This window comes from Shewanella sp. 5S214 (genome assembly GCF_041439795.1).
In the GTDB taxonomy this organism is placed as follows: domain Bacteria; phylum Pseudomonadota; class Gammaproteobacteria; order Enterobacterales; family Shewanellaceae; genus Shewanella; species Shewanella vesiculosa.
In genome coordinates, this window is sequence record NZ_JBGOOV010000013.1 from 35,090 (window position 1) to 49,556 (window position 14,467).

The following is a 14,467-nucleotide window of genomic DNA, read 5'->3' on the forward strand; positions in this document are numbered from 1 at the left end:
TTTTTATTGAAGATTTTATTATGTTGAAGTCTCATCATAAGTAGAATTTAGAAAAATGTAACCACTTAATACGTATTGGTTATTCATCTTCTCTTAGCAATGTTTTTAGTTCTTATAAGCAGCATAAAAATAGTAACGTCCTTGTTACTCAATATGTTGCAATAAAAAGAGGTGACAAATTACGTGCACCTCAACGACCTAAAAGGGAAACTTATATGGATAACACCTAACACTGAGCGTGTTAGGCACCATAGTATAAGGTTAAATCATTGAGCTAAGTGGTGCTTAGCTCAATATTGCTAACGTTATTCACTTAGAAGGTATAACGAGCACCTAAGCTATAACGTGCGCCGGTTTCAGTCAGGTTTAACACTTGCTCTTCAGCACGGCCGTGAACACGGACGTACTCTTCTGTAATGTTAAGTCCTTCGAAAAACACGGTTAAGCCTTCAACTGATTCGATATCATAACTAACAGACAAATCGATTTGTGAGTAGGCTTCAGTATACTTAGGGTTTGGCCCAGTATCCTGACCACGTGAGTTTAAGAACTCATCACGCCAGTTATAAGCAACACGAGCTTGGAAACCATAGTTTTCATAAACTAAGACTGCGTTAGCGGTATCACTAATGCCGATAAGTGCTGATTGGTCTGCTAATGAGTAGTTGTTGTAGGCTTCATCACTATTAACCAAGGTATAATTGGCTATGACACCAAAACCCGTTTCACCGAAGAAATGTTGCGCAGCAAATTCCCAGCCATCGATCACCGACTTACGTGGGCTGTTTGACGGGGTATCGATATTGAAGGTCAATAGCTCATCATTATTTGCAGCACTACCGGCGATAGTTTGTTTAGCAACATCTACCGCAGCATTGTCAGCATAGTTTGCGAAAATATAATCACGAACAGCCCCAGCTTCGGTTGTACCCTTTACTGCCACTGCAGCTTTATATAAATCGCCAGATGCTGGGTTATAAATACCGTTAGTCGTTTTAACAATACCATTGCTAATGAAGTTTGCAGTATCCTTGCGGAAATAACCTACAGACACATAGCTTGACGGTGCGTAATACCACTCTGCCGAGAAGTCGATATTTTCCGATTCTAATGGTAATAGTGTCGGGTTACCTGCAGATCCACCACCATTAGTTCGGTTTGCGAGAGTTGCTAATACCGTACCGCCTTGGATATCTGTGTAGTTAGGGCGCCCAATGGTTTCGCTATAAGCTGCACGTAAGATCACATCTTCAACCACTTCAATATTGAAGTTGAAACTAGGAAGTAAGTAGTCGTAATCACCCGATTTAGTTTCAAATACTTGTTCACCTGTGGCAGCAAGTGCTATTTCAGTTTCTGCAATCCAAAGTGCACCATCATAGCCCGCAACTGCAGCTGTTGATGTCACGTCAGTTTTTTCATAACGCAAACCAAAGTGAACATCATATGGCATGCCGGCAATTTCGTTGTCGTAGTTGTACTGGACGTAAACAGCTTGTGACTCTTCTTCAGTATAACGGTCTGTTTGAGCCGCATAATTAGTAGAAGGACAGAAACCATTACCACAATCACCACTAACAGAAGAGGTGTAATTAGCTGCTGAGAAGTCACGAACAGCAGCAAAGTCCCACATGAAGATGGTATTTAAAATGTCAAAGTTGCCATCAGCGAGTGAGAAGTCACCACCATTGGCATCAAATTTGTCAGTAATCGTATCGGCTGGGAACCATGATTCGTCGAAATCACCAGCAGAACCTACACCACCCCAATCGTTACGTTGTACGTCAACTTGCTGAGAGTGATTGTTGACCTTAGTAAGCTCAACACCAAAGTCGATACTACCTGCGTCTTCAAACAAGTACTCGCCATCAAACTGATACTGATCAATTTCAGATTTGTTGCGTGCATTAGAGAAGTTGGAGCCAGTAAGTAACATGTCTGCAGGAGTCACAGCATTACCACCACCAACCGCAAGCACTGGTAAATCACCGCTAAAGTCAGTAGCCGCGCTGGTACGTATAAATGCAGCGGTACTTAAATTGTTGCTAGAACCATAAATGTTATTGGGTTTAAATTCGGCCGTTGAGTTATGTGCATCGAAAGTCAGTTTTAAATTATCTGTCGCTTGCCATTCAATGTTAAAGCCTAATGAGCCACTCTCGTTACGAACACCAAAATCGCCAGCTGCCATCGACAAGTCTACAGGTGAGCCGTAAGTTTCAGAATAAATGAGCGGTGATGCGACTGGGCCGTCACTCCACACGTTTTCAGATGGTACAAAGTTAAACCAAGCTGATACATCATGAGATTGAGTGTCGATATCGTTACGCATGTAGGTATAGTCTAGGCTGGTGACTATGCTATCTACTGGGCTGTACTGTAAAACTAACTGGCCATTGGTACGAGTACGTTGTTGCTCTTCAAAACGATAAACGGTTGTCTGCGGCACTGAGTAAATATCATCATCACCAGGACGGTTTACTTGAGTGTCGTCTTTAGCGACACCGCCCCATTGACTATTGTTGTCATCTGTACCAGCAAAACTACGCCAGCCTGTACCAACTTGCGCTTGTTGGTTACCGCTTTCGCGTTCTTGATAACTGGCCGATAGCGAAATACCAAATTTGTCGTCAGCAAAAGTATTTGAATATAAACCGGACAATTCTGGTGTCATTGAGCCTTTATCTGTTGATTTATCATCAACAGCTTTTACCCCAAATGTAGCTTTCAATCCAGGAGAGCTAAATGGTTTGTGAGTCAAAATATTGATAGTAGAACCGATACCACCAGTGGAGTTTGACGCTGAGCTCGTTTTATATACTTCAACACCGCTAATACTTTCAGATGCGATATTGGCAAAATCAAATGAGCGCGAGCCAGTCGTTACTGGCATTTGACGACCATTGAGGGTGATCAAGTTGTAGTCTGGGCCAAAACCACGCACGGACACTTTACTGCCTTCACCGTTAGAACGGTCAATTGATACACCAGTAATACGTTGTAATGATTCTGCTAGGTTTGTATCTGGAAACTTACCAATGTCTTCAGCAGAAATAGAGTCGACGACACCACTTGATGAACGTTTAACGTCCATTGATTTAATTAAACTGCCACGAATACCTGTAACTTGTAGTACTTCAATATTCTCATCACCAGCTTCATCAGCTGCGTAGGCAGGTAACATACTGCTTACACCAAGCACTAGCGATAAACTGGTCGCTAGCTTGGTTTTTGTAAATTTTGTTGTTTTCATCTAGGAAATCCCCATTGACTAGATTTTGCTTCTCTCAATATTGCGGGTTAGGCGCAAATCGTTTTTTTAATTCTCCATCAACGCTGTAGTCATTATTTATAATGGTTATGTTATAAAACAGCTAATGTAAGCGCTTACATAAAACTAGTGTAAATTGTGACCGCCGTCAACAAAAACAAGTTTTAAATATTACATTTCATTAACCATAATAAGAAGCTATTCAAGGTTTGTTTTATTAGTTATTGTTTAGTAAGCTTTTTATTTTTTATGAACATTTCAAATAAAAATGTAAGCGCTTTCTTTTGTTGGTTGAATTGTTACCACTTAGGTTGGGTTTTATCCGTTGTTGAGAACAAGTAAGGTTATTCTAGACTAACTTTCTAGCGAGTTAATATTTTGTTGCATGTTGCGACAGTGAATTGATGTGGTTGTTGCTTATGGTGTTAGGGTTTATTTCAGTGTTATCGATAACCAAAGTATGAGTCATTAAGATGCATGTGAATGTCCCACGGGGCTGGAGACAAAATATTATCCAAAGGTAAACTGATTAATCATTGCTCGGCTGATAGCTTGGATAGGTCGATTGAAATCTCACTATTGCGGTATTTTATGGCCATGCTTATTATCTCGTTACTCATAAGGTGCGTTTATGCGTGGTTAAGTTGTTAGTCTATAGCGCATATTGCATTATTTTTTTGCGAGCAGATGGTTGATGGCACGTCACCGTGAGATAGTCAGTATCAGTACTTTTTAATCGCTACGAGATACTATCACCTCTGCATAAGGTAGTGTTGACTCACTCGTGACCGATTACTGACTTGGGGCAGCCGCTTATGGGAAGAGGGACTTACCATCTGGCTTTTTTGGATGTCTGTTATCGACATTGCAGCAGGATAGGTTAACCGCTAAATGGTTCGGTTGGCTCTTACTGATTGATTGCTCTAGCTGATTCACGCACAAATAGCTCTGGTGTAAACGAGCTTTCAACTAAGACGGCTTTATCGTTATAAACTTGTTGTAATACCCAGAGGGCTGCCATTTTACCCATTTCGTGAATAGGGTTGTTAACGGTTGATAATTTCGGTGAGATGTACTGTGGAAATGGAATATTATCGTAACCAATAAATGAAATATCATCGGGTACGCGGATTCCGTGTTCTAAACACACCGCAATTGCCCCAGAGGCCATTTGATCATTCGCACACACGACTGCAGTGATGGTTTTATTCATCGACAGTAAATGCTCCATCGCTTCACAACCGCCAGCTTCTTTAAAGTCACTTTCAATGCAAAGGGTGTCATCAAAATCGATATTGTATTGTTGCAATGCTCGTTTATGTCCTTTTAGACGATCTCGTACGTCGAGCTTAAACAGTGGCCCTGAAATGTAAGCGATGTCTTTATGACCAAGTGATAATATGTGCTCGGTAGCCATGAAACCACCTTGTTCATTTTCAAGATAAACACAGCGTTCTTTAATGGCGTCGATATAGCGGTTAATAAATACCACTGGTGTTGGGCCTTTACTCAATTCAATCAAGTAATCGTCTGATACCGCCTCAATGTCCAAAATAAGAGCATCACAACCGCGACTCATCAAAAACTCAACCCCTTCTTTTTCTTGCTTCTCATCGCTATGACCAGCAGCAATAATCACGTGCTTGTTAGCTGTTCGAAGGGCGGTTTCGATTTCTGTCATCATGGGACCATAAAAAGGACCGTCAAGCTGAGACACTAAAACCCCAACACTGTTGGAGCAATTTGAGGCTAATGATTGGGCAATAGTATTAGGGCGATAGCCTAAAGAGGCCATCGCATCGAGAACCTTTTGTTTGGTTTTATCGCTGACTTTGGTGTTGTTATTCATCACTCTAGACACGGTCGCTAGAGACACACCAGCCATTACGGATACATCGTAAATTGTTGCCATATAATTAGTTTTTAAAAGCCGTCTTGGAGCACATGACTCCAAGACTATCATGCTTTTATTTTACTTCTCTATTTAATTCTAAGTGTATTTGGTCCACTTTTTCATTGTCCAAGGTGTACCAACGCATAACAAAGGCCACTACCAATGAACCGATAGCAGGGTATACAGTGAATGAAAGTAATATTCCTTGTTGAGTCTGTTCAGTTTGGATGATATCTGGTTGATAACCATAACCTGCCAGTAACCAACCAGCTGCCGCACCACCAATAGCAACCCCAAGTTTGATAAAGAATATGACCGATGAGTAAATCATTCCGGTAATGCGTACACCGTTTTTATGTTGACCATAGTCGACCACATCAGCCATTTTTGCCCAAAGCAGTGGTGTAGCCATATTGAAAGTAAAGCCCCATATGACAAACATCCCAAAGGCCAGTATCACTTGATCGCTTGGCACAAAGTAGCTTACGACACACATGGCCGCCGCCAGCAGTTGCAAGGTAATATAGGCTTTTACTTTACAAAAACGTTTTGCTAAAGGTTGAGCTAAAATACAACCGAATATATTACCAACCATGCCAAGAGTGATGAAAAGGGTAATAGAATCAGGCATGTTTAAGAAATATTTCACATAGTAAATCGCTAAGCTGGTGCGCAATACCATGCCTGATAATAGACAGACTGCTGCAATGGCCAATACTCGCCACTGATCATTTTTTAACATGTCGGTGAAGTCTTTTTTAAAGCTTGTTTGTTGGTCTATAGGTGGATGTAGACGCTCTTTGGTGCCCCAAAAGCAGGCTAAAAACATCGCAACACCCAAAATGCTCATCGCGGCAATCGTCAGTTGATAGCCTTTAGCCTGATCGCCTTTACCTAAAAACTCCACCAAAGGTAAGGTTAGGCCTGACACCAATAATCCGCCCAGCATCGCAAACACAAAACGGTACGATTGCACTGACACGCGTTCTTTAGGATCCGCCGTTAATACCCCGCCTAATGCACAATAAGGAATATTAATCGCGGTATACACCATCATCAATGCGGTATAGGTGACGAAGGCATAAATCATTTTACCGTCTTCAGACAAATCCGGCGTAGTAAAGGCTAATACGCTAATAAAGCCAAAGGGAAGGGCAAACCATAATAGATAAGGTCTAAACTTACCCCAACGAGTGTTGGTTCTGTCTGCTAGCGCGCCCATTAGTGGGTCGGTTATCGCATCAATTAAGCGAACAGCTAAAAACATTGTGCCCACAAATGCAGGCGAAATACCGAAAATGTCGGTATAGAAAAAAGTTAGAAATAGCATCACGGTTTGAAACACAATATTACTGGCGGTGTCCCCAAGTCCGTAAGCTATTTTTTCTCTAGTGCTAATCATACATGCCTCAATTATTGTTGTTATTGCTTAAAATGATGCAACTATTTGAATAGAATAAAGCCGTTTATATAACGGCTTTATTCTGGTTAACATATTATGTTCTTGCGTTAATAAAGTCTCTATACACGTACGCACTGGCTTTTAAGGTACGCTCTTGGGTTGCATAATCAACATAGACAATACCGAAGCGTTTTAAATAACCTTCTGCCCACTCAAAGTTATCCATCAAACTCCAAGCAAAATAACCCACAACATTAACACCTTGTTCAATGGCATTATTTACCGCATTTAAGTGAGCGTTATAGTATTCGAGTCTGTTTTGGTCATCCACTTTACCGTTTAACAATTTATCATCCATTGCCGCACCGTTTTCGGTAATGTAGATCGGTGGTAAAGGATAAAGTGCATCTAAAGAGGTTAATAAATCACTAAAGGCTTGTGGATAAATTTCCCATCCCATGTCTGTTTTAGGTTTGCCGACCATGTCTACTTGGCTAAAGCCATTAACTGGGTCGGCTTTATAGACTGCACGGGTATAAAAGTTGATGCCTAGAAAGTCGATAGGTTGAGCAATAATATCAAAGTCGCCTGCTTCAATAACCGGCACATCTTCTGCGGCAAAGTCATTGATAATGTCTGGGTAGCTGCGGTCAAACAAGGGTTTGATGTACCACTGATTGAAATATTGGTCGGCTTTACTTGCAGCGTCAACATCCGCGGCAGAATCTGTGGCGCTATAGCAAGGCGTAAAGTTAAGCACGATACCATTTTGGCTGTTAGGGCTGTTTTTTTGCAGCACTTTCATGGCTAAACCATGAGCCAATAATAAGTGGTGTGCAGATTGACGGCCATAAGCTTTTTTCGCTAATCCAGGAGCATGAATGCCAATTTCATAACCTAAGTATGAACTGCAAAAAGGTTCGTTGAATGTGGCATATGAGTAAACTCTGTCACCTAATGCATGGGTTATTTTGTCGGCATAGTCAGCAAATAAATAGGCTGTTTCGCGATTTAACCAACCACCATTATCTTCAATATGTTGTGGTAAATCCCAATGGTACAAGGTCACAAAGGTTTTAATGCCACGACGGTTTAGTTCATCGAGTAAGTCGGTATAAAACTGCACACCTTGTGGATTCAGGCTGCCATCTTTGTGCATAACGCGAGGCCATGAGATCGATAAACGGTAGGCGTCGACACCTAGCGATTCTATTAGATCGACATCTTCACGCCATAACTTAACGTGTTCGCATGCTTGCGAGCCATCAGACCCATCACGAATTTTGCCAGGCGTCGCACAAAATGTGTCCCAAATACAGGGCAGGCGAGTTGCCACAGCACCTTCAATTTGAAATGAAGCTGTCGCCACACCAAAGGTGAACGCTTTTGAATGCATTTTTGAATCGGCTGGTAACATAATTTTCATATTTTAATTCACTTAGTATTGATTAATTTTGTCTTTTTTTATTACTAACTTATTAGCTTAAAACACACTGATAAAAGGCCTAGTGTCGCATTGTCCTAACCGTAAATATTATGCTCTCGCGTTTAAAAACCGTTGACATCAGTTATCGATATGTTAAAAATGAAAGCGCTTACATTGAGATTAGTGATTAATTATCCAAAGGTCAATAATTGATTTGGTTAAATATTGAATCCTCATCTGCTTGCACAAGTGTGGGAATAGCGATATGGAAAATGCCTAGCGTTTACGGGGAGTTAACTCTTAGGTAATGACAAAGAGCATCCAGTTCACTGGCGTTATGTACTGCAACCCAAGATAACTATTAACAACAATAAGGGAATGTCATGACGACTTCGCAGCTTCAACTCGAATCGACTCCGGTTAATTCAACTCATCAGCAAGGAAACTTTCGCTTTGCGTTAGTGGCGTTAACATCATTATTTTTTATGTGGGGTTTTTTAACCTGTTTAAATGATATTTTAATCCCTTATCTAAAAAACATGTTCGACCTTAATTACACTCAAGCGATGCTGGTGCAATTTTGCTTTTTTGGTGCGTATTTTGTTGTGTCGATCCCTGCCGGTGCGCTAGTCGGTAAAATTGGTTATCAAAAAGGCATTATTACCGGACTGGTTATTGCCTGTATTGGATGTTTATTATTTTATCCGTCAGCAAGTTATGCTTCTTATAATATGTTTTTGTTTGCCTTTTTTGTATTGGCATCAGGCATTACTATTTTACAAGTATCTGCCAACCCTTATGTCAGTGTTTTAGGCCCTGCAGAAACGGCATCGTCTCGTTTAACCTTAACCCAAGCATTTAATTCATTAGGTACAACAGTTGCGCCATTTTTTGGCAGTTGGTTAATTTTATCAACGGTTGAGCATGATGAGAGCATCACTGAGGTAGGTGAAGTTATTGGCCGATTATCAGTAGAGCAACAAGCCAGTGCCGTTCAAACCCCTTACTTAATTTTAGCCTTGTCATTGTTTGCATTGGCATTGATTTTTATGATGCTAAAACTACCGCTATTGGGCAAAAAAGATGCGGCATCGACCACCTCTGCAACGGGAAGTGCTTGGCAGTATCCGCATTTGGTGATGGGCGCGGTAGGGATTTTTGTATACGTCGGTGCAGAGGTTGGTATTGGCAGTTTTCTGATTAGCTTTTTAACTCAAGATCATATTGGTGGTGTGTCTGAATCGCAGGCAGCCCATTATATTGCTTATTACTTTGGTGGCGCTATGGTCGGCCGTTTTATTGGCGCCGCTGTGATGCAGAAAATTAATGCAGGTAAGGTGTTAGCATTTAACGCACTGTGCGCGTGTATTTTAGTGGCTGCAGCCATGATGAGTGTTGGCACGGTAGCCATGTGGGCCTTGTTGTTGGTCGGTCTGTGTAACTCAATTATGTTCCCAACGATTTTCAGTTTGGCACTACAAGATTTAAAACAACACACTAGCCAAGGCTCAGGTATTTTGTGTTTAGCCATTGTTGGCGGTGCGATTTTGCCCTTATTTCAGGGCATGTTAGCTGACATCCTGGGGATTCAATTAGCCTTTATTGTCCCCTTGCTATGTTACTGTTTTATCGGGTACTACGGGTTAATTGGCTGCAATGCAAAACGTCCAGTATCAACAGACAATGCGTAAGGGAAATACAATGAAACTGACTCAAATACAGCGTACAACGAAATTAAAAATGCCGATGAAAACCACTGTAATCACTTTGGGGCTTTTTCTTGGGGTTAGTGGGTGTGGTGATAATCAAAGCACTCAGCAGCAAACAACAGAAGCCGCTGTAACTTCGGAGCAAACGGCATCAACAATATGGCCTGCATTACCCCCAGCTATCGCTAAAGATGAAGCATTAGAGGCCAAGATAGATGCATTAGTTGCCAAGATGACGCTAGAGCAAAAAATTGCCCAAATGATCCAGCCAGAAATTCGCGATATTACGGTTGAAGATATGCGTAAATACGGTTTTGGTTCTTATCTCAATGGCGGTGGTGCTTATCCTAACAACGACAAGCATGCCACGCCTGCAGATTGGGTTGCCTTAGCGGAATCATTTTATCAAGCATCTGTCGATGACAGTATCGATGGGATTAATATTCCTACCATGTGGGGCACAGATGCGGTACACGGTCATAACAATGTTATTGGCGCAACCTTATTTCCGCATAACATTGGTTTAGGCGCTGCCAACAACCCAAAATTGATTGAAAAAATAGCCGCCATTACGGCTCAAGAAGTCATGGTGACTGGGATTGATTGGGTATTTGCTCCTACCGTTGCCGTGGTGCGAGATGACCGTTGGGGCAGAACCTATGAAGGGTATTCTGAAGATCCACGCATAGTAAAAGAGTATGCTTATGCCATTGTTGAAGGCTTGCAAGGTTCTGTCAGTGGTGACTTTTTATCAGACCAACATGTTATTTCAACGGTAAAACACTTTATCGGTGATGGTGGAACTGAAAACGGAATCGATCAGGGCGAAAACCTTGCTAGCGAACAAGATTTATATGACATTCATGCCCAAGGCTATGTCGGCGGACTTAATGCTGGGGCACAAAGTGTTATGGCCTCATTTAATAGTTGGCATGGGGAAAAAAATCATGGCAATCAATACCTATTAACCGATGTACTTAAAGATAGATTAGGCTTTGATGGCTTTGTGGTCGGCGATTGGAATGGTCACGGACAAGTCGCTGGTTGTACTAATGAGTCTTGTGCCAAGTCAGTTAATGCTGGATTAGATATTTTTATGGTACCGACTGATGCATGGAAACCATTGTATGAAAATACTATTGCCCAAGTTAAAAGTGGTGAGATCAGCCAAGCGCGTATAGACGATGCGGTTAGCCGTATTTTACGAGTGAAATTTCGTGCCGGCTTGTTTGATAAACCTAGCCCAGCCAATCGTCCGTTATCAGGTAAAACTGAGTTAATCGGTCAAGCGAGTCATCGCGAGGTTGCTCGCGAAGCGGTGCGTGAGTCATTAGTGTTGCTTAAAAATAATCAATCTATATTGCCGCTTAAGCCTAATATGAAGGTGCTTGTTGCCGGCGATGCAGCAGATAATATTGGTAAACAATCAGGTGGTTGGTCAATTACTTGGCAAGGTACTGACAATAAAAATAGCGACTTTCCTGGTGCAACCTCCATTTACTCAGGTATCGAGCAGGTCGTCACCCAAGGTGGCGGCAAGACAACCTTAAGCGTAAACGGTGACTTTAACCCTGAACAACTACCTGATGTTGCTATTGTTGTGTTTGGCGAAGAACCTTATGCCGAGGGCAATGGTGATATTGATAATCTTGAATATCAGCGTGGCGATAAGCGTGATTTAGCATTATTGAAAAAACTTAAAGCGCAAGGTATCCCAGTTGTATCAGTATTTATCAGCGGCCGCCCTATGTGGGTTAATGCTGAATTTAACCAGTCAGATGCGTTTGTTGCAGCTTGGCTTCCTGGCACAGAAGGCCAGGGCATTGCAGATGTATTATTTACTAAGCCAGATGGAACGGTTGCATATGATTTTGTGGGTAAATTGTCATTCTCATGGCCAGCTACACCACAACAAACTCAGGTCAATGTGCCATTAGTGCAAGATAAACGTGTGCAAGCACAAGCTGACTATCAACCACTGATCCCTTACGGATATGGATTAACCTATCAGTCTGTTGCAACCGATGCGATAAGCTTAGATGCGTTATCAGAAGATAATTTAGCCGCCAGTCAAACACTCGAAGACTTAGCCCTATTTGAACGTGCAGTGAAATCTCCTTGGTCAATGTACATTGCCACTGATAATGAACAGCAAGCCTTAACCAGCAGCGTGGCGAGCAACAGTGCGCTTAATATCCGCACCATGGATCGCGCCGTGCAAGAAGATGCCCGCTTGGTGTCGTTTAATGGCACCGAGCAAGGTATCGTCGGCTTAATAAGTAGTTTTCCACGTGACTTAAGAGCTTACAGTAATAGTGATTCAGCATTGTCTCTTAGTATCAAAGTTGAACAATCAGTGTCAAAACCTCTGTGGCTAGGTCTCGCATGTCAAGGTGATTGTCGCCAACAAGTGGATATCGCCAAGCTGGTTAATACTAAATTAGCTGAATGGCAAAACGTAAGCATTTCCCTGGCTTGTTTTGCTGGAGAACCGATGGACTTTGGTAAAATTGCCATGCCGTTTTATCTTAGTACTGACGCTAAAGTCGAGATTAGTTTTAGTGATGTCGTCATTAAAGCGACTGCAAACGACAATACTATCCAATGTCACTAGAACCCTAATCCAGCTCGACCTCATTTAGGTCGAGCTGGATTTAGTTTGATTATCTTCAGGGCGTCAGTCGATAATCGTCGGCCGTTTGACTGCAATCACGTCAGATTTGAGCGGTCTCATAGACTGCTGAATACGAATGCAAAAACGCACTGTTTGCTTTGAGCAAAGCGGCGCTTAGCTTAGTATCGAGCAGCCTTTGAGGTATTGCAGCTATCTTGTGTCCCCGCGGTGGTTTTTTTCGGTCAGTTTTTTGAGTCGATTTTGAATCAAGTGCAATCAAAAAGTTATCAATCTATGATGTTAACAATGGCATAATAACGTATCGATAGTGTACTGATCGCTAAAGCGATATGAATTTGATAAGGAATTGATTTGTCTAATATTGTATTTTCTAAAGCAGACTTACAACAGATAGTGCTCCTCGCCAAGCAAGCCGGCGAAGCAATTATGCAAGTTTATGCGCAAACTGATTTACAGATTGAAGTGAAACAAGATGATAGTCCAGTTACTGCAGCTGATATTGCCAGTCACAATGTGATTATCGCTGGGCTTAAGCAGCATTTTGCTGATATTGCTGTCATGAGCGAAGAAGACGCTGATATTAGTTGGGCTGAACGCCAGACTTGGCAAACCTATTGGTTGATCGATCCACTCGATGGTACTAAAGAATTTATTAAACGTAATGGTGAATTTACGGTTAATATTGCCCTGATCCATCAAGGACAAGCTATCGCAGGCGTGGTGTATGCGCCCGTATTAGACAAATGTTATAGCGGTATTGTTGGCCAAGGTGCATGGCTAGATCACAACGGAGCGACATCAATATTAGATATTCGTCAGCGGCCATTACAGACACCTCCAGTTGTCGTTGGCAGTCGTTCTCATATTAGTCCTGATGTTGCCGCCTATTTACAGACCATTGGCGAACATCAAATGCTTAGCGTTGGTAGCTCATTAAAGTTTTGTATGGTGGCCGAAGGTCAAGCCGATGTGTACCCAAGATTAGGCCTCACCAGTGAATGGGATACTGCAGCAGCGCAGGCTGTATTGGAAAGTGCTGGTGGTAAAGTGGTTGAGTATCCAGCACTCACAGCGCTGCAATATAACCAGAAAGAAAATATTTTAAATCCGTATTTTATTGCCGCGTCCTTGGCGTGGTTTGAACGTAAATAATTGTGTTTTAGAGCAATTTGCGTTAATCGAACATTGAATCTAATTAATAATAAGTAAATGGAGTAATAAGTTATGATGCGTATGGGCGTCGATCTCGGTGGTACCAAAATAGAATTAGTGGCGTTGGCCGATGATGGCGCTGAGATATTTAGAAAGCGCATTCCTACTCCAAGAGACTATCCAGCGACATTAGCGGCGATTGTGGGCTTAGTCGCCGATGCTGAAACCGCAACAGGCCAAACGGGGTCTGTGGGTGTTGGTATTCCTGGTGTGGTGTCACCGTTTACTGGCTTGGTTAAAAACTCTAATTCAACCTGGATTAACGGCCATCCGCTTGATAAAGATTTAAGCGAAGTGTTGCACCGTGAAGTGCGTGTAGCCAATGATGCCAATTGTTTTGCTGTATCTGAAGCCGTCGACGGTGCCGCTGCCGGAAAAGGTGTTGTTTTTGGCGGTATCATTGGTACAGGTTGTGGTGCTGGTATCGCTATTAATGGTCGTGTTCATGGCGGTGGTAATGGTATTGGCGGTGAATGGGGCCATAATCCTCTTCCGTGGATGACGGCTGATGAGTTTAATTCAACTAGTTGTTTTTGTGGTAATCGTGACTGTATCGAGACCTTTATATCGGGTACTGGCTTTGTGCGTGATTTTCGTGAAGCAGGCGGCGATGCAATCAGTGGTATCCAAATTTCTGAGATGATGCAACAAGGAGATCCGTTGGCGACCGCAGCATTTGAGCGTTATATCGATCGATTAGCGCGCTCACTTGCGCACGTGATCAATATGATGGATCCAGACATGATTGTATTAGGTGGCGGTGTATCAAATATTGATGCTATCTACACTGAATTACCAAAAGTGTTACCCAAATACGTAGTTGGTCGCGAATGCGGCACTCAAGTGGTTAAAAATAAGTTTGGTGCATCTTCTGGCGTTCGCGGTGCTGCTTGGCTTTGGGGCAAAGACGAAAAGTAG

General features: G+C 42.2%; 8 protein-coding genes. 4 read left to right on the plus strand and 4 right to left on the minus strand.

Annotated features, from left to right (window positions below; all coding sequences use genetic code 11):
* Nucleotides 1–313 precede the first annotated feature (313 nt).
* From ACED29_RS10580 to ACED29_RS10595, 4 genes are all read right to left on the minus strand, one after another.
* Nucleotides 314–3,253, minus strand: coding sequence for a TonB-dependent receptor (locus tag ACED29_RS10580; RefSeq protein WP_371697634.1), 2,940 nt, complete (start codon nucleotides 3,251–3,253; stop codon nucleotides 314–316).
* Between the two features lie 925 nt (nucleotides 3,254–4,178).
* A complete protein-coding gene (locus ACED29_RS10585) occupies nucleotides 4,179–5,183 on the minus strand; it encodes a LacI family DNA-binding transcriptional regulator (RefSeq protein ID WP_124016237.1) in 1,005 nt (334 codons plus the stop codon).
* Nucleotides 5,184–5,238: 55 nt separating this feature from the next.
* Nucleotides 5,239–6,567, minus strand: a complete 1,329-nt coding sequence (locus tag ACED29_RS10590; protein WP_371697635.1) for a glycoside-pentoside-hexuronide (GPH):cation symporter — start codon at nucleotides 6,565–6,567, stop codon at nucleotides 5,239–5,241.
* A gap of 94 nt (nucleotides 6,568–6,661) precedes the next feature.
* Nucleotides 6,662–7,993 (minus strand): GH1 family beta-glucosidase, encoded by a 1,332-nt coding sequence (locus ACED29_RS10595; RefSeq protein ID WP_371697636.1) that lies wholly within the window; start codon nucleotides 7,991–7,993, stop codon nucleotides 6,662–6,664.
* Between the two features lie 383 nt (nucleotides 7,994–8,376).
* Between ACED29_RS10595 and ACED29_RS10600 the strand changes: the two genes are divergently transcribed.
* The 4 genes from ACED29_RS10600 (at nucleotide 8,377) to mak (ending at nucleotide 14,467) form a co-directional block, all read left to right on the plus strand.
* A complete protein-coding gene (locus ACED29_RS10600) occupies nucleotides 8,377–9,684 on the plus strand; it encodes a sugar MFS transporter (protein ID WP_371697637.1) in 1,308 nt (435 codons plus the stop codon).
* Between the two features lie 10 nt (nucleotides 9,685–9,694).
* Nucleotides 9,695–12,316 carry an exo 1,3/1,4-beta-D-glucan glucohydrolase gene (locus tag ACED29_RS10605; RefSeq protein WP_371697638.1) on the plus strand — a complete coding sequence of 874 codons (2,622 nt, stop codon included), beginning with the start codon at nucleotides 9,695–9,697 and terminating at the stop codon, nucleotides 12,314–12,316.
* Between the two features lie 372 nt (nucleotides 12,317–12,688).
* Nucleotides 12,689–13,489, plus strand: a complete 801-nt coding sequence (gene cysQ / locus ACED29_RS10610; protein ID WP_371697639.1) for a 3'(2'),5'-bisphosphate nucleotidase CysQ — start codon at nucleotides 12,689–12,691, stop codon at nucleotides 13,487–13,489.
* 72 nt (nucleotides 13,490–13,561) lie between these two features.
* Complete coding sequence (mak, locus tag ACED29_RS10615; RefSeq protein ID WP_124016231.1) at nucleotides 13,562–14,467, plus strand: fructokinase; 906 nt, start codon at nucleotides 13,562–13,564, stop codon at nucleotides 14,465–14,467.